The organism is Paraburkholderia sp. CI2 (assembly GCF_014201055.1).
Taxonomy (GTDB): Bacteria; Pseudomonadota; Gammaproteobacteria; order Burkholderiales; family Burkholderiaceae; genus Paraburkholderia; species Paraburkholderia tuberum.
In genome coordinates this window covers 19,632-42,129 of the sequence record NZ_JACHDL010000005.1, presented here as the reverse complement: position 1 = coordinate 42,129, position 22,498 = coordinate 19,632, and the positions used below count along the sequence as shown (strand labels likewise).

General features: G+C 65.6%; 16 protein-coding genes. 9 read left to right on the top strand and 7 right to left on the bottom strand.

The annotated features are described in order from the left end of the window. Nucleotides 1-37: 37 nt before the first annotated feature. Both HDG32_RS09275 and HDG32_RS09270 read left to right on the top strand, forming a co-directional pair. The gene (locus tag HDG32_RS09275; protein ID WP_184065842.1) at nt 38-1,864 is read left to right on the top strand and encodes an FAD-binding oxidoreductase; all 1,827 of its coding nucleotides are present in this window, start codon (nt 38-40) and stop codon (nt 1,862-1,864) included. 201 nt (nt 1,865-2,065) lie between these two features. Further along, entirely contained in the window at nt 2,066-4,189 is a 2,124-nt protein-coding gene (locus tag HDG32_RS09270) for a D-(-)-3-hydroxybutyrate oligomer hydrolase (RefSeq protein ID WP_221307672.1), read from the top strand. Nucleotides 4,190-4,298: 109 nt separating this feature from the next. Here the strand turns inward: HDG32_RS09270 and HDG32_RS09265 are convergent, their stop codons facing one another. From HDG32_RS09265 to HDG32_RS09245, 5 genes are all read right to left on the bottom strand, one after another. Then, nucleotides 4,299-7,166, bottom strand: coding sequence for an Hsp70 family protein (locus tag HDG32_RS09265; protein ID WP_221307671.1), 2,868 nt, complete (start codon nt 7,164-7,166; stop codon nt 4,299-4,301). A gap of 5 nt (nt 7,167-7,171) precedes the next feature. After that, nucleotides 7,172-9,019 carry an Hsp70 family protein gene (locus HDG32_RS09260; RefSeq protein WP_184065836.1) on the bottom strand — a complete coding sequence of 616 codons (1,848 nt, stop codon included), beginning with the start codon at nt 9,017-9,019 and terminating at the stop codon, nt 7,172-7,174. Then, the gene (locus HDG32_RS09255; protein WP_184065833.1) at nt 9,016-9,627 is read right to left on the bottom strand and encodes a DUF2760 domain-containing protein; all 612 of its coding nucleotides are present in this window, start codon (nt 9,625-9,627) and stop codon (nt 9,016-9,018) included. Before HDG32_RS09255 ends, HDG32_RS09260 begins: the two co-directional genes overlap by 4 nt. 334 nt (nt 9,628-9,961) lie before the next feature. Continuing rightward, nucleotides 9,962-10,558, bottom strand: coding sequence for a hypothetical protein (locus HDG32_RS09250; protein WP_184065830.1), 597 nt, complete (start codon nt 10,556-10,558; stop codon nt 9,962-9,964). Between the two features lie 214 nt (nt 10,559-10,772). Continuing rightward, complete coding sequence (locus HDG32_RS09245; protein ID WP_184065828.1) at nt 10,773-12,017, bottom strand: tyrosine-type recombinase/integrase; 1,245 nt, start codon at nt 12,015-12,017, stop codon at nt 10,773-10,775. A gap of 546 nt (nt 12,018-12,563) precedes the next feature. Here HDG32_RS09245 and katG point away from each other — a divergent pair. Further along, complete coding sequence (katG, locus tag HDG32_RS09240) at nt 12,564-14,822, top strand: catalase/peroxidase HPI (RefSeq protein WP_184065826.1); 2,259 nt, start codon at nt 12,564-12,566, stop codon at nt 14,820-14,822. Between the two features lie 234 nt (nt 14,823-15,056). Here the strand turns inward: katG and HDG32_RS09235 are convergent, their stop codons facing one another. Further along, a complete protein-coding gene (locus HDG32_RS09235; RefSeq protein ID WP_184065824.1) occupies nt 15,057-16,073 on the bottom strand; it encodes an alcohol dehydrogenase in 1,017 nt (338 codons plus the stop codon). Nucleotides 16,074-16,278: 205 nt separating this feature from the next. Here HDG32_RS09235 and HDG32_RS09230 point away from each other — a divergent pair, with 205 nt between their 5' ends. The 3 genes from HDG32_RS09230 (at nt 16,279) to HDG32_RS09220 (ending at nt 19,219) form a co-directional block, all read left to right on the top strand. Continuing rightward, nucleotides 16,279-16,836, top strand: a complete 558-nt coding sequence (locus HDG32_RS09230; RefSeq protein ID WP_184022784.1) for a carboxymuconolactone decarboxylase family protein — start codon at nt 16,279-16,281, stop codon at nt 16,834-16,836. Nucleotides 16,837-16,873: 37 nt separating this feature from the next. Next, nucleotides 16,874-17,749: a helix-turn-helix domain-containing protein gene (locus HDG32_RS09225; RefSeq protein ID WP_184065822.1), complete on the top strand. Its 876-nt coding sequence runs from the start codon at nt 16,874-16,876 to the stop codon at nt 17,747-17,749. Nucleotides 17,750-18,169: 420 nt separating this feature from the next. Next, a complete protein-coding gene (locus HDG32_RS09220) occupies nt 18,170-19,219 on the top strand; it encodes a zinc-dependent alcohol dehydrogenase family protein (protein ID WP_184065820.1) in 1,050 nt (349 codons plus the stop codon). Here the strand turns inward: HDG32_RS09220 and HDG32_RS09215 are convergent. Beyond that, nucleotides 19,214-19,438, bottom strand: coding sequence for a hypothetical protein (locus tag HDG32_RS09215; protein ID WP_184065818.1), 225 nt, complete (start codon nt 19,436-19,438; stop codon nt 19,214-19,216). The genes HDG32_RS09220 and HDG32_RS09215 overlap by 6 nt on opposite strands. A 231-nt stretch (nt 19,439-19,669) precedes the next feature. On the opposite strand from HDG32_RS09215, the gene HDG32_RS09210 reads away from it, so the two are divergent. The 3 genes from HDG32_RS09210 (at nt 19,670) to chrA (ending at nt 22,387) form a co-directional block, all read left to right on the top strand. Beyond that, nucleotides 19,670-20,422: a hypothetical protein gene (locus HDG32_RS09210; protein WP_184065816.1), complete on the top strand. Its 753-nt coding sequence runs from the start codon at nt 19,670-19,672 to the stop codon at nt 20,420-20,422. A 2-nt stretch (nt 20,423-20,424) separates the two neighbouring features. Then, nucleotides 20,425-20,688 (top strand): hypothetical protein, encoded by a 264-nt coding sequence (locus HDG32_RS09205; protein WP_184065813.1) that lies wholly within the window; start codon nt 20,425-20,427, stop codon nt 20,686-20,688. A gap of 457 nt (nt 20,689-21,145) precedes the next feature. Next, nucleotides 21,146-22,387 (top strand): chromate efflux transporter, encoded by a 1,242-nt coding sequence (chrA, locus tag HDG32_RS09200; protein ID WP_184065810.1) that lies wholly within the window; start codon nt 21,146-21,148, stop codon nt 22,385-22,387. Nucleotides 22,388-22,498 lie beyond the last annotated feature (111 nt).

Below are 22,498 nucleotides of genomic sequence, written 5' to 3'. Positions count from 1 at the left end.
GGGAAGCGGGCATCTGAATTCAGCGTGGAGAAGCGCCATGGTGACGCGCCGTGATCTGATCAGGTGGCTTGCGGCTGTCCCGCTGTTCGCCTCCATCTGGCCGTTGCTTCGGCTCGATGACGCTCGCGCTGCGCAGACCCCGCGACGCGTACGACCGGGCGAACCGGGATGGCCCACGCCTTCGGACTGGGCGCGACTGAAACAGCAGGTGGATGGCTACCTGATCCGACCGGAGTCACCACTCGAGCTCTGTCGTGAATCTCCCGACAACGCCGAATGCCTTGCACTCTTCCGTGAACTCAAAAATCCGTACTTCATCGGCGACAGTCCCGTTCTGACACAAACCTGCGAGTGGGTCGGCGCGTGGAGAGCCGAACCCAGTGCCTACGTGGTCGCCGCGAGACGGGTCGAACATGTGGCGGCGGCCGTCAACTTCGCGCGTGAACGCAATCTTCGCGTCGTCGTGCGCGGCGGGGGCCATTCCTATCTCGGCACCTCGAACGCGCCGGGTTCCTTGATGATATGGACGCGCGCCATGAACGAAATCAGGAATCACGATGCTTTCGTTCCGAGCGGATGTGACGGGGTCATTCCACCCGGACCCGCGGTCAGTGTCGGGGCAGGCGCGATCTGGATGCATACCTATGAAGCCGTTACCGGAGGCGTGGGTCGGTATGTACAGGGCGGCGGTTGTGGAACAGTGGGAGTCGCGGGACTGATTCAAGGCGGAGGTTTTGGAACGCACTCCAAACAATTCGGCATTGCATCTGCTTCACTGCTCGAAGCGGAGGTCGTTACGGCGGACGGTGCGGTCAGGGTTGTCAACGCCCGAAGAGAACCGGATCTCTTCTGGGCCTTGAAAGGTGGGGGTGGCGGTACCTTCGGCGTCGTCAGCCGTCTGACTTTGCGCACGCACGAGCTGCCGGCCGTGTTTGGCCTCGTATCCTGCGCAGTCGTGGCCCGCTCGGATGTCGCCTACGAACGGTTGCTGGGCCGCTTCGTCGCTTTTTACGCTGACAGCCTATGCAATCGCCACTGGGGTGAACTCGCTACGCTGCTGCCCGGCAAGCGCCTGCGCATCGACATGAGCTTTCAGGGACTCGGCAAGGAAGAGGTCGCAACGCTCTGGAAGCCGTTCTGGGACTGGATTGGCTTGCAGGACGACCTGACCATGATGGCCGCGCCCTCGATCGTCGCCGGTCCGGGGCGGTTGCGCTGGGACGGCACGGCGCGCGCGCGGTTCGTGCCCGGGTTGGTCGTCTTCGATGACCGACCCGGCGCGCCAGATGCCAATTTCTTCTGGGCGTCGAATCTCGCCGAGGCCGGTCATGTGATCCACGGCTTCGACTCGCTTTGGTTGCCTGCAGCAATGCTGGCGCGCGAGCGCCAACCCGAACTCGTCGACGCGCTGATGGGCGCTACGCGCTACTGGCTTGTCGAACTTCATTTTCAGAAAGGGCTCGCCGGCGCCCCTGCCGATGTCATTGCCGCCGGCCTGCAAACCCCAGTCAATCCAGTCGTGGCGGAGTCGTTCGCATTGGCGATCGTCGCGAGCGAGGGGCCACCGGCATTCGACGGACTGACAGGTCATGAGCCCGATGTTTCGAAGGCACAGCGAGATGCGAAGCTCATCGGATTGGCCATCAACGAACTCGGGAAAGTCGCAACGGCCGGTGGCGCATACGTCGCCGAGAGCAGCTATTTCCAGAAGGACTGGCAAGCGGCGTATTGGGGGGCCAACTATGCACGTTTGCTGTCGATCAAGCAACGTTACGACCCGCACGGAGTTTTCTTCGTTCGCCACGGTGTCGGCTCCGAAGACTGGAGCGACGACGGGTTCACCCGCATGGCCGATTCCGACTAGCCGGCCGGCTGTTTCGCCCGAATCCTGATGCTCGTTGTGTAAGGGTATGACCGTGTATTGACTCCAGACAGAGGTCAATGCACGCTAGCGATGCATCGGTATCCGAAGCATCTCGTTCTGGCGAACCGGATGGAGCGGGGTCGGCAACAAGTTGGGTACCGCTGCCAATACAACGTCGTATAAATGACGGAGACAGAACAGATGACAACACCGAAAAAAATCCCGGCGGCCATGCGCAACCCTTGGAGGCTCGGTACCGCGTTGACCGTGATGGCGTCAGCAATCGTGCTGGCGGGCTGTGGCAGCGGCAACGACGGGCTCCAACCGCCGCCGAGCAACGTGCTGCCTGGCTTCATCAAAAGCGCGGTGACGACGAAATCTTATGACGGCAACAGCGACGATCTGCTGACCGCGGGCCTCGGCAAGACCGGCCTCGCATCGGCGACGGCGCCGGCCATCGCGAATGCGGCGCAACCTACGGCCGCCGAATTGCGGCGTCTCGCGATCTGGTCGAACTATCGGGCGCTCGTCGACATGACGGCGAACGGCGGCTATGGACGCTTCTGGGGGCCCAACGTCGACCTGAACGGCAACGACACGCTCGGCGAAGGCAAGATCGCGGGCAAGGAATACCTCGCCTATGCCGATGACGGCAGCGGCGCGCAGAACGTTAGCCTGCTCGTGCAGATTCCCGCGAGCTTCAATCCGGACCAACCGTGCATCGTCACCGCGACGTCGTCCGGTTCGCGCGGCGTGTACGGCGCGATTTCGGCGGCCGGCGAGTGGGGCCTGAAGCGCGGCTGCGCGGTGGCCTACACCGACAAGGGCAGCGGCAACGGTGCGCACGAGCTGTCGACGAATCGCGTGACGCTGATCGACGGCACGTTGCAGGATGCGACCGCCGCGGGCACGGCGAGCCTCTTCACAGCGAAGCTCGGCAGCAGCACGCTGGCGGCGTTCAACGCGCAGTTCCCGAACCGCTATGCGTTCAAGCATGCGCACTCGCAACAGAACCCCGAGCAGGACTGGGGCAAGAATACGTTGCAGGCGATCCAGTTTGCGTATTGGGCGCTCAACGATTCGTACGGCGCGTTGAATGGCTCGACGCGCACGGTGCGCTATGCGAGCGGCAGCATCACGACGATCGCCGCGTCGGTCAGCAACGGCGGCGGCGCGTCGCTCGCGGCGGCCGAAGAGGACACGTCGGGTCTCATCACGGCAGTGGTGGTCGGCGAGCCGCAGATCAATCTGCGGCTTGCGCCGCAGGTATCGGTCGCGCAGGGCGGCGTGCCGGTCGGCGCGTTCGGCAAACCGCTCGCCGATTACATGACGCTCGCGAACCTGCTGCAGCCGTGCGCCGCGCTCGCGCCCGCCGCGACCGGCGCGCCGTATCTGAGCGCGCTGCCGAGCGCGACCACCACCGCGCTGCGCACCGCGCGTTGCGCGTCGCTCGCGGCGGCCGGCGTGATCGCGGGAACGGATACGGTCACGCAGGCCACCAATGCGCTCGCGCTGCTGCATCAGAACGGCTATCAGACCGACTCGGACCTGCTGCAAGCGCCGATGTGGGACTCGCAGGCGGTGCCGGCCGTCGCCGTGACCTATGCGAATGCGTATGCGCGCGCAAGTGTCGCCGACAACCTGTGCGACTTCAGCTTCGGCACCACCAGCGCGGCTGGCGCAGCCGGCGTGACGCCGGCGGTGTCGCCGATGCTGACGGTGTTCGGCAACGGCAACGGCGTGCCGCCGACCAATGGCATCAACCTCGTCTACAACGCGGGCGCCTCCGGCGCGCTCGATCATCGGCTCGCGACCGCCGATGCGAGCTACGCGGGCGCCGCATGCCTGCGCGCGCGGTGGACGAGCGGTTCGTTGAATGCCAGCGTCGATGCAATTCGCGTGAATGCGAATCTGCATGGCAAGCCGACCATCATCGTGCAAGGACGCGCGGATGCGCTGGTGCCGATCAATCACGCGTCGCGGCCGTATCTCGGATTGAACCAGGTGGTCGAGGGCAGCGCGAGCAAGCTGGCGCTGTACGAAGTCACGAACGGTCAGCACTTTGACGCGTTCCTCGGCGTCGCCGGTTTCGATACGCGTTTCGTGCCGTTGCATTACTACAATCTTCAGGCGCTCAATCTGATGTGGGCTCATCTGAAGAACGGCACGCCGTTGCCGCCGTCGCAGGTGATCCACACGATACCGCGCGGCGGCGTGCCGGGAGCCGCACCGGCGTTGACCACGGCCAACCTGCCGGCGATCGCGGCGACCCCGGGTGTCAATGCGATTTCCGCAACGAATGGCGCCGTGAACGTGCCGAATTGAGCGGCGCGTCCTGAAGCAATGCGCGCACACAGGTATTCGCCTGGGTGCGCGTTGCTGTGCATCTGGACGCCGCACGAGCGGTGCTGAGCTTCGCGCCGCGCAAAACGCTTTAGCCGCCGATCAGCTTCAACCCGACCGGCAGCGATTCGCCGAACACGCGACCTTCGTCGGCGTTATCGAGCGCGACGACTTCGCTGACCATCGTGACCCAGGCGCGCGGCGCGCTCGCCGCTTCGAGGCGTCGCACGACGCTCGCGCGCAGCGCGTCGGGCAGATCACGCGAGCGGTCGCCGGTCATGCGGGCGATCTGGACGGCCGCGAAGGCGGCGGGGTCGACCTTCTTCCAGTCGAGCGCGAGGATCGCATCGAGCCATTGCGCGGCGACCTCGGGCGGCACGACGCTATGCGCGCTGCCGTAAAACGGCTGGCGCGCGCCGATCCGTCCGACCGCCCACCAGCTTTGATGGTTTTCCGCTGGCTTTTTCAGGCGAGCGAGCACCGCCTCGCCGAGTTCGATCTTGCGTTCGGCCGGAATCCGTTCGAGCGATGCGCACAGGCGCACCATATCGGCGAAGCCGGTCTTCGCGACATCGAACGGCAGCTTGTGACGCGATTGCGCGGCCTTCTGCAGATAGTCCATCGCGTCGAGCACGCGCAGCTGCGCATCTGCGCCGAGGCCGCCGGCCGCGCGGCGCCACAGCGTCCACCATTCCGACCATACCTGGCTGTCGGTCACGTACTGGATGCCATCGTCGAACAGCGTCCACAGTTGCTCGACGCGCCATTCGTCGAGCGGATAACCGAAGCCGGGCCGCACGCAATAGCCGGCCAGATTCAGCCACAGCCGTTCGTGATCGGCCGAGCGGCGGCGGCGGCGCGCGCGCTCCCACAGCGCGCCGAACAGTTCGCGCAGCAACGCGCTGTTCCAGCTGTCGCGCGGGCCGAGCAGATGTTCGAGCTGCGCGCGCAGTCGTTTGATCTCCTTCGGGTCGACGTTTTGCGCGCGGGCGCCGAAGCAACGGTCGATCAGTTCGATCGCGCGATCGAGCGCCGGGTGGCGTTGCGGTGCGCCCTCGGCGGATGGATCCACTTGCGCGTCGGCCTGGCGCAGCTGGAATTCGAGCAGCCAGCGTTGCGATGGCTCGTCGAGCTCGATGCAATGGACGTCGAGCGTGCCGACCTCGGTCAGCGACGTCGCGATGCGCACGGCGGTTTCGCGAGCGCGATGGCCGTCGCGTGGCTGGACGATCGTCGCGATCGGCGGCAGACGCACGAAGTCGCCGCCCGCGAGGTCGACCAGTTCGCCGGGCTGATAGGCGGTGTCCGCGCTCGACGACACCAGATGAAAGCGCACCGGATGCCCGAGCCGCAGCGCGAACGTGCGGTCCGCGATCAGAATCTCGTGACCTTCCTCGGTGCCGCGCGGCAGCAGGCAGATGCCGCGTTGCGCCAGCGCCGCGTCCGGCTCGGCGTCGTCTTTGCCGGCCGGCGTTTCGTCGAGCACCAGAAAATAGCTGCGCGGCGAACCGCCGCCGATTTTCGGCGCGAAGCCCGCGCGCGCGAGCGTATAGGCGACCGCGCCGCGCGCGACCGCGACGTCGGGGTTGTCGTTGTGCAGCACGTTGAGCGGCGCGCCGCGCCACCCGCCGAGCGTGTCGGCCAGACGCCGCGACAGCGCGTCGGCGCGGAACACGCCGCCGTTGAGCAGCAGCGTGTCGGGAACGGGCAGGGCGGCTGTGCCGGATGCGTCCGGCGTGCTGGAATCCGCGCCCAGGGCCTTGCGCGACTGCGCGGCGAAGCGTTCGAGAAATGCCGCGATATGCCGCGTGATCGCCGCATCGGTCGCGTACGGCAGGCCGAATTCGACGATCGCGCCGCGCGGCCGGCCCGGACGCTCATCGGCGGCCACCCGCGGCAAGAAACCATCGACGATGATCTTCTCGACCTCGTCGCGCGTGACCTGCGTCGTGCGCGCGCCGCCGATCAGCTTCGAGCCCGCGCCGAGCAAGGTGACCGGCGCCGACTCGGGCGCCTGCGCGCCGAGCAATTGCTCCTTCGCGACGCGGCATCGCTCGACCAGCTGCGACAGGCTCGCCGCCGATAGCCGTTGCGGCGCCTGCGCAGCGCCGCCGGCACCACCCAACAGCCGCGCCTCGACCAGATGCGCGAGCGCGAGGTCCATGTTGTCGCCGCCGAGCATCAGATGATTGCCGACACCGACGCGCGTCAGGCGCGGCTCGCCGTCGTCGGACAGGCCGACTTCGATCAGCGTCAGATCGGTGGTGCCGCCGCCGACGTCGCAGATCAGCACGAGCCGGGTGTCCGCCAACTCGTCGGCAAGCGTGTCGCGATGCCGGAACAGCCAGTCGTAGAACGCGGCCTGCGGCTCTTCGAGCAGCCGCAGCGACGGCAGCCCCGCCAGCCGCGCCGCTTCGACGGTCAACGCGCGCGCGCCTTCGTCGAACGATGCGGGCACCGTCAGCACGACGTCCTGCTGTTCGAGCGGCGCCTTCGGAAAGTGCTGGTTCCATGCGGCGCGCACGTGCGCGAGGTAGCTCGCGCTCGCGTCGAGCGGCGAAATCTTGCGGACGTCGTCGGGCGCGCCCCACGGCAGGATCGGCGCGACGCGATCGACCGACGCGTGCGACAGCCAGCTTTTCGCGCTGGCGACGAGCCGCCCCGGCACCTGCGCGCCGAGCAGCCGCGCGAGCCGGCCGACCACGACCGGCTGCGCCGCGTCCTTGCCGTGGCCCGACGCCGCACGCGCACCGGACCACGGCAACTGCAGATCGGCCGCGCTCAGTTCTCCGTCGGCCGCCTGATAGCGCACCGACGGCAACAGCGGCCGTGCGGCGACTTCGCCGGGGCTCACGAGTTGCTCGATCTCGAACACACGAATCTGCTGCGATCCGGCTTGCGCGTACGCGAGCACCGTGTTGCTGGTGCCGAGATCGATGCCGACGCTGTACCGCTTCATGTCAATCACGCATTCGCGTTGCCGCGCACGTCGAATTCGACTTTCCAGCGCTCGTCGGAGCCGCGCGGGATCGCTTCGAGTTCGAGCGTGCCCGCTTCGGTCACGCGCGCGTGCAGCTTCACCGGCACGACTTCGCCGGCGGTGCGGCCGGCCGCCGGCAGCGTCGCCTGGATTTCCTCGAGTTCCTGCAACTCCTCGGGGCCCCAGTAATCGAGCAGCGTGCCGACCTGATCCTGACGACGCACCGACGAGCCGAAGAAGCGGAAATGCACGGGCTCGCCGACGACCAGCCCGAACTCCTGCGCGGGCAGCTCGGCGTCGGTGCCTTCTTCCATGCCGAACGGCGCGACGCACAGCGCCTGCACCGGCGGCTCGAGCCCGGGCACGGCCGGCATCGCCGATTCGATCGCGATGTAGTACGCGCGCGCGGTGCCGCCGCGAATCCGCACGCCGCGGCCGCGCCGCACGTAGCCGTAGTAGGCCGCGCCGCGCGCGACCGCCAGATCGAGGTCCGCGCCTTCGAGCAGACGGGCCGGCGCCGCGCCTTCGGTCGCGAGCCAGCCGTTCAGCGTGCCCATGATCCGTTCGACCAGCAGCGCCGACTTGAACACGCCGCCGTTGAACAGCACCGCGGTCGGATGCAGGAAGCTCGCGTTGGGCGCGACATGCTCGCGCAGCCCTTCGAGTTCCGCCAGCGCGCCGACCTGACGCCCGAGGAACGCCGCCAGATGCCGCGTGATGCCCGCGTCCTGCGCATACGGCAGGCCGAGCTGCGTCAGACCGACCCGCGCGCGGCTCACCGGACGCGCGGCGCTGTCGATCTGCGGGAAGAAGCCGTCGAGGATCGTCTGTGTCAGTTCGGCGCGCGTCAGCTCGGTGCGGATCGAGCCGCCGATCAGCTTCGAGCCGCGGCTCGGCACGACGAGCGGCACGGTGTCGGTGGCGGGGTCGCTGAGCAGCGTTTCCTTCGCCGCGCGGCACGCGTAGGTGAGCGCGCGCAGTTGCCACGCGTCGGCCTGGGTGCCCTGCGCGGCGAGCTTGCGCGCGACCACGTGCGCGAGCGCGAGGTCCATGTTGTCGCCGCCGAGCAGGATGTGATCGCCGACCGCGACGCGATGCAGTTCGAGATTGCCGTCGCGCTCGATCACCGCGATCAGCGACAGGTCGGTCGTGCCGCCGCCGACGTCGACGACGAGGATGATGTCGCCGACCTTGACCTGCTTGCGCCACGCGCCGCCGCTCTTCTGGATCCAGCTATAGAGCGCCGCCTGCGGCTCTTCGAGCAGCGTCATGCGCGTGAAGCCGGCGGCCTCGGCGGCCTCCGCCGTCAGCTCGCGCGCCGCGGGGTCGAACGACGCGGGGATCGTCACGGTGACGTCCTGCTCGCCGAACGGCGCGTCCGGAAGCGCGTGGTCCCACGCCTCGCGCAGGTGCGTCAGGTAGCGCACCGAGCTTTCCAGCGGCGACACGCGCGCGACTTCGGGCGGCGCGTCGTTCGGCAGAATGCCCGCGCGCCGGTCGACGCCCGGATGGCACAGCCAGCTTTTCGCGCTCGACACGAGCCGGATCGGGGTGCCGGCGCCGCGGCTGCGCGCGAATTCGCCGACCGCGAATTCGCGCTGGCCGGTCCACGGCAGGTAGAGGTCGCCGGAGGCCAGTTCGTCGGGATGCGGCAGGTACAGGAACGAGGGCAGCAGCGGCAGATTATCGATTGCGCCGGGGCCCGTGAGCTGGGCGATCGACAGCACGTCCTGGGTGGTTTTCTCGCCGTCGCTCGCGTGCGTGTCCACGTAGGACAACGCGCAGTGCGTGGTGCCGAGATCGATGCCGATCGAATAGCGTGCGTCGCTCATAGCTCCACCTCCGCCGGTGCGATGACTTTTGCGTTATGACCGTCCGCCAGCTTCGGCAGACGCACATCCTCGACGCGCCAGCCGCGATGGCTGATGCTGCCGTTGAACGGCGCACTGCCGACCACGTTGCCGGTCAAACGGACCGAGCTCGCGTCGAAGCCTGCGGGCAGCGTCACGCGGCTGCCTTCGGCTTCGTCGCGCACCGGGCGGATCGTGAAGTGCTCGCGCAGCGTCGCGCGGCAGCCTTCGTGCACGAGGCGCGCGGCCGCGCCGATGTCGGCGTCGCTATAGGCCTTGATGTCTTCCTCGACGAAATCGATGAAGCGCGCGTCGCGCTGCAGCAGGCCGAGCAGTTGCAGCGCGGCGTCGGGGGAGGCCTCCTTCAGCACCGGCGCGGGTTGCGGCTTCGGTTGCGGCTTCGGTTCCGGACCGGCGGCGGGGGCCGGGGTTGGCGTGGCGGCGGGGGCGGCTGCCGGGGCCGCGCCGATCTTTTCGCCGTTGCGCAGGCGCAGGACGTCGGCTGCGAAGTCGCCATTGCCGAGAATGCTGAAAAACGTGCCGACGGCCAGCGAAATGCGGCCGAGGAAGGATGGATTCGAATCGCTCATAAAGGCTCCTGATCTGCTCTGTTGGGGACGAGCGGTCCTCGCCGCGCCGCGTGCGCCGGGCAGCGAAGCTGACGGGCCGGACGGGGCTGTGATGTTGCGGGTCGGCGCGCGGCCCGGGGCGACGATGCAACCGCCGGGCCCGAAAACGGCTTGGGGACGCTTCGCGACCGGGTCGGCCGCGCGTGCGGCGCGCGCAAAACCCATATTTTGCCTTGCGGCGCGCCCGACGCGGGCAAAGCCGGCAATTCTAGCGGGCAATGGGGTGGGATTGGCGGGGAGTTGGGGGAAGCGGGCGATGCAGGAAGGCGCTTTGGCAGCGCGCCTGTCAGCGATGTTACGACTTCGTCGGATCCTTCGACACCCGCTTTGCCGGTGGTGCGGGCGCGGGCCTGACCGGCCCGGCGACGTGCATGACGGCGCGGCGCGGTTGTCCGTGCGCGGCCGTCGCGGGTGCAGACCTGACCGGTCTGGCGGCGTGCCTGTCGGCTCGCGGCGGCTGTCCGTGCGCGGCCATCGCCGGCGCGGGGCCGCCCGGGTGCCCGAGCGGCGGATGCTCGCCGCCCGGATGCTCGCCGCCGCCCGGATGCTCCGGCAGATGACCGTCATGGCTCGCCATCACACGATGCAGTTCCTCACGGCGATGGAAAACCTCGGCGCGATGATCGCCATGAGAATAGAACTGACGATGCCGGACGCCGTCCCGGCCGACGACCCAGATATATGTATCGCCGCCGACGATCACCACATCGCGATCGACCACATTGGCGACGTACACATCGGTCGGCAACGGCTGATACGCGGTCACGGTCACTTCGTCGACCCGGTTCGGGGCGCTGACGAGCCGGCCTTGCCCACTGGTCACGCAGCCCGCGAGAAAGGTAGCGCACGCAGCCGACGCCAACAGCGCGTTGGTGATGGTTTTCAAGTTCATTCCCCGGTTTGTATTGGTTATTTGTCGAGCGACGCCCGTTTAACGGTCGGCGTTCTGCATTCTTGAGATATGAATCGACGACCAAAGAAATGAGCGGGTAAACGCGCAGGCGCAAACGCATGCCCGGCGCGCATCGCCTGATGAATTGATCCAACTGGGAAACAGAAAGAAATAACGCAAAAATTCCGGCGCGTTTCACCCGCCCGATCCGCGCTTAATTGCCGCCCGCATTGCCGTCTTCAGACTTCGCGTCGTCCCAGTTCATCCGGTGTCGATTAACGGTCTCGGTATGCCGCGCGTCGTCCTCGGTGTGGAGGTAAAGACTGGTCGTATTCAGCGAAACGTGGCCGAGGTTGTCGCGGATCGTGCGCAGATCGACGCCGCCGTCCGCCTGATGCGAACCGGCCGTATGCCGCAGCCAGTGCGCCGACGCGCGCTCGAGCTCGTCGGCGCGATCGGCGAATTCGGGACCGCGCGCACGCAGCCACTTGGCCGCGCCCGCGAAGATGCCCTTGATCGCGTCGTGAATCGCCGAGCGCGACAGGCAGCGGTTGCGGCCCTTGAACGGCAGCACGAGCGGCGTTTCCTCGGCGCGGGTCGGCAGGGCGGCGAGGCCATTGAGCGTGCGGTAGCTGCGCAGCTCCTGAACCAGTTCGGCCGACACCGGCACGATCCGCTCCTTGTCGCCCTTGCCGAGCGTCTCGAGCCACCACTGGTCCTGACCATCGGCGCCGAGCCTTCTGAAGAACTGGCCCATCTGCCCGCCGGCCACCTCGGAAATGCGCATGCCCTGCAAATAGAACAGCGTGGTCAGCCAGCGGCAACGCGCGTAGTACGCGCGTTGCGCATCGGTATCTTGCGGCAGCTGCTCGACGAACAGCTTCACTTCGTCCCACAGCGACGTCGACAGATAGCGCGTCACGCGCGGCGCCGAGCGCTTCGCGCGTTGTCGCAGGAGCGCCATCGGATTGCCGCGCAGATAGCCGGCATTGACGAGCCACGTGAACATCGTGTTCAGGATGATCAGCGCCTGGCGCTGGCTGGCCGGCGACAGCGGCCCGTTGAACGGCCGCCAGCGCGCGTCGCCGCGCGCGTACTTGCCGCCGTTCGCCGACACCCAGCGCGTGGCCGGCTGCGGATCGGCGATGAACGTCTTGAACAGCAGCAGATCCTCGTGCGTCAGCGACGACAGCGGCTTGCCGAGCTGCACGACGGCCCACAGCAGCAGCCGCTCCGCTTCCTTGCGGTAGTTGTCGAAGGTGGTCTTGGTGTCCGCGTAATTGGACAGCCAGGCGCGCACGGCGTCGAGGTCGTTGCGCGCCGATAGCTGCGAGTTTTCCGCCGCGCCGCGATTGGTGCCGTCGCGGCCATCGAGCAGTTCCGGCACGACGAGCGATTCGACGGGCTGGACGGTGGCGAGCTCAGCGTTCGGGGCAGCTTTCGGCACGGCTTTGGACACGGTTCGGGACACTCCTCGGGCGCACGCCGGTTGGCGTCATTCTGCTCCGCTCAGGTGCTGTCAGAAGCGCTTGCCTGAAAAGAAAGCAGTGCCCACTCTGTTGCGGACGAAACGCGAAACCCTATCACACAGTCGGCTGCGCCTGGCGCGAAACAGCCGGGTGCGCTCAAGCTTCGACGCGGTGACGATCGATCGGCATATAGTGATGCAGGGCGCCGCTCGTTTTCCGCCCGCTATAGTCGCCGTCTATTAGTGGCATTGCCGTATTCGAATTCTATTGAACTTTGTCCTCGCCTATATTCGAATAGGAGTGGAGCGCCGACCGGAGTCAGCCGTTACGGACATCGGCTGCGTTGCCCTCGACCCTGGATTTCATGAGTGCACTGCCGAGCCATTCGGCTGACTGTCGGGTTTTCGGGTCGTCAAATTGCCACGCAAGCCTGACACGATGACAAACGCATAACAAGTACCTTGCATGGGATTGGAGAAAGTACCCAGGCACCGACTCCGATCGACAACGGTGACATCCTCCAAAGGAGAGAACGCATGTCAAACGAAGCAAAGTGCCCGTTCATCCATACCGCCGGCGGCGGGACGACCAATCGGGACTGGTGGCCGAAGCAATTGCGCCTCGACCTGCTCAACCAGCATTCGAACCGCTCCAATCCGCTAGACCAGGATTTCAACTATGCCGAGGCATTCAAGAGCCTCGACTACGCCGCGGTCAAGAAAGACCTCGCCGCGCTGATGACCGATTCGCAGCCCTGGTGGCCCGCGGACTTCGGCCACTACGGCCCGCTGTTTATCCGTATGGCATGGCATGCCGCCGGCACGTACCGCATCGGCGACGGCCGCGGCGGCGCAGGGCGCGGCCAGCAGCGTTTCGCGCCGCTCAATAGCTGGCCGGACAACGTGAGCCTCGACAAGGCTCGCCGGCTGCTATGGCCGATCAAGCAGAAATACGGCCAGAAAATTTCGTGGGGCGACCTGCTGATCCTGACCGGCAACGTCGCGCTCGAAACGATGGGCTTCAAGACTTTTGGTTTCGGCGGCGGCCGCGAGGACACGTGGGAACCGGACCAGGACGTCTACTGGGGCAATGAAAAAACCTGGCTCGGCGGCGACGTGCGCTACGGCAAGGGAGCGGCCGGCAGGGAAGACGACGAAGGCGTGCTGGTCGCCGACGAGGAGCTGCACGGCACCGAAAAGAGCCGTACCGATCCGCCCGGCCGCAACCTCGAAAACCCGCTCGGCGCGGTGCAGATGGGCCTGATCTACGTGAATCCGGAAGGCCCGGACGGCAATCCCGATCCGCTCGCCGCGGCAGTCGACATCCGCGAAACGTTCGGCCGCATGGCGATGAACGACGAGGAAACGGTCGCGCTGATCGCCGGCGGCCACACGTTCGGCAAGACGCACGGCGCGGCGCCGGCCGATAACGTCGGTCCGGAACCGGAAAGTGCCGGTCTCGAGGCCCAGGGGCTCGGCTGGCGCAACAGCTTCGGCACCGGCCGGGGCGGCGACACGATCACGAGCGGTATCGAAGTCACGTGGACCGCGACGCCGACGCAGTGGGACATGAGCTACTTCCAGAGCCTGTTCGGCCACGAGTGGGAGCTGACGAAGAGCCCGGCGGGTGCGAACCAGTGGGTCGCGAAGGACGCGCAGGCCACGTATCCGCACGCGCACGACCCATCGAAGAAAGTGCTGCCGACGATGCTGACGACCGACCTGTCGCTCCGCCTCGACCCGATCTACGAAAAGATCTCGCGGCGCTTCATGGCCAACCCCGACGAGTTCGCCGACGCGTTCGCGCGCGCGTGGTTCAAGCTGACGCACCGCGACATGGGTCCGCGCGCCCGCTATCTTGGCCCGGAAGTGCCGTCGGAGCAACTGCTGTGGCAGGACCCGATTCCGGCCGTCGATCACCCGCTCGTCGACGACAAGGACGTCGCGGCGCTGAAGCAGAAGATCCTCGCGTCGGGGCTGTCGGTGTCGCAGCTGGTCACGACCGCGTGGGCCTCGGCCTCGACGTTCCGCGGCTCGGACAAGCGCGGCGGCGCCAACGGCGCGCGCATCCGGCTCGCACCGCAGAAGGACTGGGCCGTCAACCAGCCCGCTGAGCTCGCGAAGGTGCTGAAGGTGCTCGAAGGCATCCAGAGCGAGTTCAACGGTGCGCAGTCCGGCGGCAAGAAGATTTCGCTTGCCGACCTGATCGTGCTGGCGGGTGGCGCCGGTATCGAGCAGGCCGCGAAGAACGCCGGGCAGCAGGTGACGGTGCCGTTCTCGCCGGGTCGCATGGATGCTTTGCCGGAGCAGACCGACGTCGAAGCGATCGCGGTGCTGGAGCCGGTCCACGACGGCTTCCGCAACTATCTGGGCGGCAAGTTCCCGGTGGCGGCGGAGAAGCTGCTGATCGACAAGGCGCAACTTCTAACGTTGACGGCGCCAGAGATGACGGTGCTGATCGGCGGCCTGCGCGTGCTGAAGGTGGGCGCTGGCAAAGAAGGTGTGCTGACGAACAAGCCGGAAACGCTGTCCAACGACTTCTTCCGCAATCTGCTCGACATGGGCACGGAATGGACGCCGGTGTCGGAGGCCGCGGAAACGTTCGAAGGTGCCGACACGAAGAGCGGCGAGGTCAAGTGGACCGGTACGCGCGTCGATCTGGTGTTCGGCTCGAACTCGGTGCTGCGCGCCTTAAGCGAGGTCTACGCGAGCGAGGACGGCAAGGAGAAATTCGTGCGCGACTTCGTTGCCGCGTGGGTCAAGGTGATGAATCTGGATCGTTTCGATCTGGCTTGATCCGGCCAGTGCTGGCGAGTGGTTCTTTGCCACGTCGCCGTAGTTTTTGAAGGTGGATTTGCGAAGTCATCGAGCGCGCTTGCCGGGATGCCGGCAAGCGCGCTTTTTCTTCGCCTCGTCGCTGCTTCTGCGCCGCCGCCTTTCAGATGTTCGAGCACCGGGTGCCGATGACACCCGTGCTGCCCGTAACCAGAATGGTCATGCAATTTCCATCGCCCCACCGGAGGCTGCCACTCAGACCATTTTCAACACCACCCTGAAACGCGCGTGACCGCTCATCATCCGGTCGAAGGCCTGCGCTGCCTCGGCGAGCGGATACTCTTCGATCATCGGCTTGACACCAGTGAGCGCGCTGAACGCGAGCGTGTCCTGCGAATCGGCCGAGGTGCCGGAGGGCCAGCCTTGCACCGAGTTGCGTCCCATGATGAACTGCACGATCGGCACTTCGACCGGCTCTTCGGACACGCCGACCATCACGAGCTTGCCGTTCAGGCCGAGACCGCCGAGCGTCGCGGTCATCGCCTTGCCGCTCGTCACCGTGGCGAGTATCAGCTTCGCGCCGCCCAGTGCCTGCAGCTTCTCGGCGACGTTTTCCGTTTTGCTGTCGATGTAGTGATGCGCGCCCAGTTGCTGCGCGAGCGGGGCCTTGTCCTGACCGCGCGCGATCGCCACCGTGCGAAAGCCCATCTTGCGCGCGAACTGCACGCCGAGATGACCGAGGCCGCCGATCCCGAGAATCGCGACCACCTCACCGGCGCGCGCGCCGCTATTGCGTATCGCGTTGAACGTCGTGATGCCCGCGCAGAGCAGCGGCGCGGCATCGACGTCGGACAGATCGTCGGGAATGCGCGCCAGGGCTTCGACCGGGGCCACCATGTATTCGGCGTAGCCGCCGTCGTAGCTGATGCCGGGGATGAGGGCGAACTTGCACAGCACGAAATCGCCCTGGCGGCAGTGTTCGCATTTGCCGCAATGCCCGCCGTGCCAGCCGACCCCGACACGCTGCCCGACCTGCCAGCCCTCGACACCCGCACCGACCGAATCGATCACGCCCGCGATCTCGTGACCGGGCACACGCGGATAGGCCAGGCCCGGCCACAGGCCTTCCTTGGTCATCGCATCGCTATGGCAGATGCCGCAAGCCTGAATCCTGATACGCACGTGACCCGCGCCCGCCTCGGGCACTTCGCGTTCGACCAGTTCGAGCGGGCCGCCGGCCTGCTTCACTTCGACTGCTTTCATCGTGGGCATCATGTTCTTCCTTTCCAGTGACGAACGGGACAAGAGGGGAACAAACTCCAACATGATAGGCCGCGTCCAGGCGGCTCGCCAGAAAGAAGCCGCCGCCGCATGGCTGATGGCGATGACATCCGATGTAATTGGCGAGCCGCGCGGCTGCCTCTACTCTTCGACTACCGCGCCGTCGCTCCGATGGCGCACACGTCAAGGAGATACCATGTCCAGCTATCCCGTTCACACGATCGAGTCCGCTCCCGAGCAATCGAAACCCGTGCTCCGCAAACTGCAGCAGGCGTTCGGCCTGATTCCGAACATCGCGGCCAAGATGGCGGCTTCACCGGTGCTGATCAACGGCTTCATCGGCCTGTTCGAGCGCGTGCATGCGAGCAGTCTGACCGAACCGGAGATCCAGACGCTGTTGCTCACCAACGCCGTGACGAACGCGAGCGAATGGGCGGTTGCGTTTCATACCGCGCTCGGCTTGAACGCGGGCCTGCGCCGCGCCGATGTCGAGGCGATCCGCCACGGCGGCGTGCCCGACGACACGAGGCTCGCGGCGCTGTCGACGCTCGCGCGCACGCTGATCGAAAAACGCGGCCGCCTCGCCGATGAGGACCGGCAACGCTTTCTCGCGGCAGGTTTCAGCGCGGAGCAGATTCTCGAGGTGGTTGCGGTGGTCGCCGCGTCGACGATCACGAACTACACCGGCAGCGTGACCGAGCCGCCGCTCGAAACGCAGTTCGCCGAATTTGCGTGGCACGCGCCCGCGCGCTGAAGCGATCCCGTTCAGGCATCAACAGGAGGGCAACACCATGAACGTCACGAGTCACGATCCGAAAGTGCAGCCGGGCGATCTCGGCGGTCTGTTGCGCTATTGGCGTGACGTGCGTGGCGTGAGTCAGCTCGATCTGTCGCTCGAGGCCGGCATCTCGCAGCGGCAGATCAGCTTCATCGAAAGCGGGCGCAGCGTGCCGGGCCGCAACACGCTGCTGACGCTTGCGCAGACCCTCGATGTGCCGCTGCGCGAGCGCAATGCGCTGCTGCTTGCCGCGGGTTATGCACCGATCTATTCGGAAGCACCGTGGAATGCGCAGGAAATGCACGGCGTGGTTCGCGCGCTCGAACGGGTCGTGCGTCAGCATGAGCCGTTTCCGGCGCTCGTGATGGACCGCGACTGGAACGTGCTGATGACCAACGACGCGGCCCCGCGCTTCTTCAACTGCTTCATCGACATGACCGCGCGCGAAGGCCCGCGCAACATGCTGCATCTGATCTTCGATCCACATGGCATGCGTCCGTTCGTCGCCGAGTGGGAGGAGGTCGCGCGAAGTCTGTTGCAACGCGTGTATCGCGAGTCGGTCGGTCATGTAATCGGCGCCAACACGAAGCGTCTACTCGATGAACTGCTTGCGTATCCCGACGTGCCGCGCGACTGGAAGACGCATCATGGCTCTTCCGCGACACCCGCGACGCTGCCGATGGTTCCGCTCGGCTTCATCAGCGAAGGCGTGGTACTGCGCTATTTCTCGATGGTCACGACCGTGGGCACACCGCAAAACGTGGCCGCGCAGGAGTTGCGCATCGAATGCATGTTCCCCGCCGACGACGCCACCGAAGCACGCCATCAGCAGCTGCTCGCGGCGCATGCGTCCCCGCAACCTCCAATATCGGCAAACCGTATGCTGTGATATAGCGATGTCTTCGATTTTTTTGGGCGATCATCCGAGCCGATCAGGTCGAGCAATCCGACGCCACTCTGGTTCCGCCGTGCGCCCAGTTCGCGCGCGGCCATCATCTCCGACTTCGGCGACGTGACCGAGGTGCTCGCGCGTGCAGCTTCTTCGCGGCCGATGTGCAGGTAGGCGCGGGTCCCTTTCCCGGCCTCTATCTGCAAGAACTCGAGAAAATGGCCGACATCGACGCGTCGGCGTTGTTTTCGTAGTGCTTGACCCAGATCAAGCCGCCCGCCACGCCGGGGCTCATGATGCAAGCGCGTGACGCATTACGTTCCCGCCGGCGCTAGCCGACGCATGACACGACCAGGTTCAGGCGCGAACACGTTTGCCGCCACGCATCGTGTTTCATTCCGGCCATAGGAGAAGTCCGTCATGAAAGCACTCGTTTATCACGGTCCCGGCAAAAAGTCGCTCGACGAACGGCCGATACCCGAACTCACGGCGCCCACCGATGCAATCGTCAAAGTCGCCCGCACGACGATCTGCGGCACCGATCTGCACATTCTCAAAGGCGACGTGCCGACCTGCGAACCGGGCCGCATTCTCGGCCACGAAGGCGTCGGTGTCGTGCATCAGGTCGGCGAGGCGGTGAACGGGCTCGCGGCCGGCGATCACGTGCTGATCTCGTGCATCACCTCGTGCGGCCGCTGCGACTACTGCCGGCGCGGCATGTATTCGCATTGCACGACGGGCGGCTGGATTCTCGGTAACCGGATCGACGGCACGCAGGCCGAATATGTGCGCATTCCGCATGCGCAGAGCAGTCTGTACCGCATTCCGGCTGGCCTCGACGAAGAGGCGCTCGTGATGCTGTCCGACATTCTGCCGACCGGCTTCGAGTGCGGCGTGCTCAACGGCAAGGTTCAGCCGGGCTGCACCGTGGCGATCGTCGGCGCGGGGCCGATCGGTCTCGCTGCGCTGTTGACCGCGCAGTTCTACTCGCCGGCGCAGATCATCATGATCGATCCCGACGCGAACCGGCTCGAGGTCGCGCAACGCTTCGGCGCGACCGCTTGCATCGACAACGCGCGTGCCGATGCGGTCGCCCAAGTGCTGAAGCTGACCGAATCGGTAGGCGCCGACTGCGTGATCGAGGCGGTCGGCATTCCGCCGACGTTCGAGCTTTGCCAGCAGCTGGTCGCGCCGGGTGGAACGATCGCGAACATCGGCGTGCACGGCGTCAAGTGCGATCTGCATCTGGAAAAGCTGTGGGATCGCAACATCGCGATCACGACGCGTCTCGTCGATACCGTCAGTACACCGATGCTGATGAAGACAGTCAAGGCGGGGCGGATCGATCCCACGCGTCTGATCACGCATCGCTTCCGGCTCGACGATATTCTTTCGGCTTACGAGACGTTCTCCCGCGCGTCGAGCACACGCGCGCTGAAGGTGTTGATCGAGGCGTCATCGGCGTCATAAGCGGTCCGCAGCCGGAGCATGGATCGCCATCGCCATGCGGATGTCGGCCTGCTTTCGTCGGTGTCGCCTGCCAGGCTGGATCAGGACCGGTTTTCGTGCGGGGCGTACCGCTATCGTCAGCGAATTCCAGATCAGTGAAGTCGAAAGCCGCACCGTTTCGGCGAGGCGGCTCGACATGACGCGCAGTTTGCCGAGAGCCAATAGCGTAATGGCAGGCATCGATGCGGGCGTTGACAATGACACAAAGAAAGCGGCCCGCATGAGAGTGGACCGATTCAACTCTTTTGAGGCGCGCTCTGCGTTGCGTCGGGGCCTTCGGAACGCTGGCCATTGAGCCGGGACGTGCGTGCGCTGCACGCGGTATCCGTCCGGGTGACGTAAATACAGAGGGGTTTTTTGGGATGGTGTCCTGTTGCAAAATCGGGCCTCTTGAATTGACTGTGAGGCACGATGACTTCGCTTTTTCTCGACGCTTACCACAATGCCCGTGAGGGGTCACACGGACATTTCTTCTCGCGCAGCGTTCGCAAGTCGCAATACCTTCACATCCAGTCTCCCTGGATGTTCGATGTGATACGGTGGTTTCATTTTGCACTGCCGGCCAGCGCGCCTCGCGAGGGACGCGGCGATCTGGAGGAAGGCATGAAGGAGGCCCTAGCCGCGTGGTTGCGGTACGCCCCGTCCATATTGCTGTCCCACCAGTCGCACGAACTGCGCGATATGCTCGGTCGAAGTGACATCCGCGTTCATATGTACAGGACGAAGGATCATGAGGTTGCCAAAGTCCTGTACAACGAAGTGAAGGACGGTAGGCTGATCTTCGTCCCTGAGCGTGACGAGATGCGCGAGTGCGTGCAGGCGATACGGGAGCAGCGGGAAAAGGCTTCCCAGTCAGGCCTCGCGCGCGTGCAACAACCGGCCGACACGGACATGGCAAGCTCGTTATATGGCAACAGCCCGCGCGTGCCGCAGAATCTCGGCAATGCACAGCCGTTCGAGTACCAGCCAAATGCAATAAGTGATGATGTGCAAGACATCGCGGCGCGCGGAGTGAATGAAGTGCAGGAGGCGCAATGCTTCGCGGAGTATGAGCGAAATCTCGCCGAATGCAATCTCTACAAGGCAATGACTAATGTTGCCTATACCTTCATCGCTTGCAAGCAAAATGCCTTCACCCTCTATAACCAGTGCCGAGGATACTAAGAATGGTCGCCCCAAAATCGTTTGTTGTTTCGTATAACTCTGGATTGCAGCAATTCGAAGTATTCTCGGTCAAGGATGAGGACCTCGCCGCACTACGCGACAAAAATGTCATCGCGCCTTGGCGCCTCGAAGACATTCCCGGAGGTGAATTGACAGAAAACGTCGCAAATCGGCTCGGTGCGACAGCGCTCGGCATCCTCGCGATATTTCACCCCGAAGTGAAGCGGCGTTTGCGTGTGAAGCCGGATCAGTTCCCTCTGCCATAAGCCGCAGGGCATCAGCGCAGCGGGCTTTCTTATGGTCGCTTGGCGCGACCGGCTCGCTATCTGATCGAACGCTTGGCGCTACCGCGATCGGATTTACCCGAACTGCTCAGACGCACTGGTGCGCAGATGGGTTTTTTGCTATTGGGATAACGAGAGCGGCGACCGGGTACCGGATATCCCGAATGATATCCGCACGATGATGGAAGCCCTTGGCGGGACTATCTGGATTGACGAATACCGCGATTAGCGACGCGGGTGAAAATGCATTCGAACACGCGCAAATGATGGTGCCCAGTGTGTTGCAGCAAGCAAGGGGCACGATTGACCCAGATCAATCGCGGGTGCGGCGCGTGGTCGCGCCGTAGGCCTCTATACTGTGCGTCGTCAAACACGAAGCCCGTCGACGGCGCCTTGCCCGCCGGCTCTCGAAATCGGCAGCGCTCGAACCCGCACATCCATGGATACTGATTTGTCGTCGCCGCGCCGCTCACGGCTCGCGCGCGTGATCGAGGTTTTCATCGTCTTTCTGAAACTCGGGCTGACCAGTTTCGGCGGTCCGATCGCTCACATCGGCTACTTCCGGCGCGAGTTCGTCGAGCGGCGCCGCTGGCTCGACGATGAAGCCTTCACCGACCTGATCGGCCTGTGCCAATTTCTGCCGGGACCCGCGAGCAGCCAGGCGGGGTTTTCGATCGGGCTGCTGCGGGCCGGGTGGGGTGGGGGGCTAGCGGCCTGGTGCGGCTTCACGCTGCCGTCGGTACTCGTGATGCTGGCCTTTGCCGCGATCGCGCCGGACCTGGGCGGCGCGCTCGGCATGGGCGTGATTCACGGCCTGAAGCTCGTCGCGGTGGCCGTCGTCGCGCAGGCTGTCTGGGACATGGCGCGGCGTCTGTGTCCGGATCGCCGCCGCGCGGCGATCGCGCTCGCATCGCTCGGATTGCTCAGTGTGCCTGGCACCGTCTACGCCCAACTGATCGTGATCGGCGCCGGCGCCGTGCTCGGTATCGCGCTGTGCCGGACCACGGCGGTGCAAGCGCCACGCGCCATTCCTCTGCGGGCCGGTGATTTTCAGGTGTCGCGCACGGCAGGCATCGTCGCGCTGGTGGTCTTTTGCGCATTGCTGTTCGCGTTGCCGCTATGGGCGGCAAGCGGGACCTCGCAAGGCATCCGCGTATTCGATGCGTTCTATCGCTCCGGCGCGCTCGTGTTCGGAGGCGGCCACGTGGTGCTGCCGTTGTTGCAGCGGGCAACCGTCGCGACCGGATGGGTCGCGCCCAACGACTTCCTGGCCGGCTATGGCGCGGCCCAGGCCGTACCCGGACCGCTGTTCACGTTCGCGGCGTTTCTCGGCTGGATGATGGCGCTGCCACCCAGACACTGGAGCGGCGCACTGCTGGCGACAGCGGGCATCTTTCTGCCGGGTCTGCTGCTCGTTCTCGCCGCTTTGCCGTGGTGGCAGGCGCTGCGCGCGCGTGCGGCGATGGCGGCGGCGCTTGCCGGCGTCAATGCCGCGGTGGTCGGCCTGCTGGCCGCCGCGCTTTATTCGCCGGTGTGGACGAGCGCGGTCCTGTCGGCGACGGATTTCGCCGTGGCGTGCATCGGCTTTTTGCTGTTGCTGCGCTGGAAGGTGCCCCCGCTTGCGGTCGTCGTGCTGTGTGTGGCGGCCGGCGTCGCGCAAACGGTGCTGCACCCGCTCTGACAGAGCTGATCGCGCACGCCTTGCACAAGCACTGATTCCGCTAAGATCGTGCCGGAATTCACCGCCCTGAAAGACCGCGGCGCCACCAAGGCCCGATCTCAAGACCAAACA

Bases quoted from the DNA above. Each gene is read 5' to 3' on its own strand.
- katG (WP_184065826.1), top strand. From the start codon at position 12,564: ATGTCAAACGAAGCAAAGTGCCCGTTCATCCATACCGCCGGCGGCGGG.
- HDG32_RS09225 (WP_184065822.1), top strand. From the start codon at position 16,874: ATGAACGTCACGAGTCACGATCCGAAAGTGCAGCCGGGCGATCTCGGC.
- HDG32_RS09250 (WP_184065830.1), bottom strand. From the start codon at position 10,558: ATGAACTTGAAAACCATCACCAACGCGCTGTTGGCGTCGGCTGCGTGC.
- HDG32_RS09220 (WP_184065820.1), top strand. From the start codon at position 18,170: ATGAAAGCACTCGTTTATCACGGTCCCGGCAAAAAGTCGCTCGACGAA.
- HDG32_RS09270 (WP_221307672.1), top strand. From the start codon at position 2,066: ATGACAACACCGAAAAAAATCCCGGCGGCCATGCGCAACCCTTGGAGG.
- HDG32_RS09210 (WP_184065816.1), top strand. From the start codon at position 19,670: ATGACTTCGCTTTTTCTCGACGCTTACCACAATGCCCGTGAGGGGTCA.
- HDG32_RS09235 (WP_184065824.1), bottom strand. From the start codon at position 16,073: ATGCCCACGATGAAAGCAGTCGAAGTGAAGCAGGCCGGCGGCCCGCTC.
- chrA (WP_184065810.1), top strand. From the start codon at position 21,146: ATGGATACTGATTTGTCGTCGCCGCGCCGCTCACGGCTCGCGCGCGTG.
- HDG32_RS09255 (WP_184065833.1), bottom strand. From the start codon at position 9,627: ATGAGCGATTCGAATCCATCCTTCCTCGGCCGCATTTCGCTGGCCGTC.
- HDG32_RS09265 (WP_221307671.1), bottom strand. From the start codon at position 7,166: ATGAAGCGGTACAGCGTCGGCATCGATCTCGGCACCAGCAACACGGTG.
- HDG32_RS09260 (WP_184065836.1), bottom strand. From the start codon at position 9,019: ATGAGCGACGCACGCTATTCGATCGGCATCGATCTCGGCACCACGCAC.
- HDG32_RS09205 (WP_184065813.1), top strand. From the start codon at position 20,425: ATGGTCGCCCCAAAATCGTTTGTTGTTTCGTATAACTCTGGATTGCAG.
- HDG32_RS09275 (WP_184065842.1), top strand. From the start codon at position 38: ATGGTGACGCGCCGTGATCTGATCAGGTGGCTTGCGGCTGTCCCGCTG.
- HDG32_RS09215 (WP_184065818.1), bottom strand. From the start codon at position 19,438: ATGCCTGCCATTACGCTATTGGCTCTCGGCAAACTGCGCGTCATGTCG.
- HDG32_RS09230 (WP_184022784.1), top strand. From the start codon at position 16,279: ATGTCCAGCTATCCCGTTCACACGATCGAGTCCGCTCCCGAGCAATCG.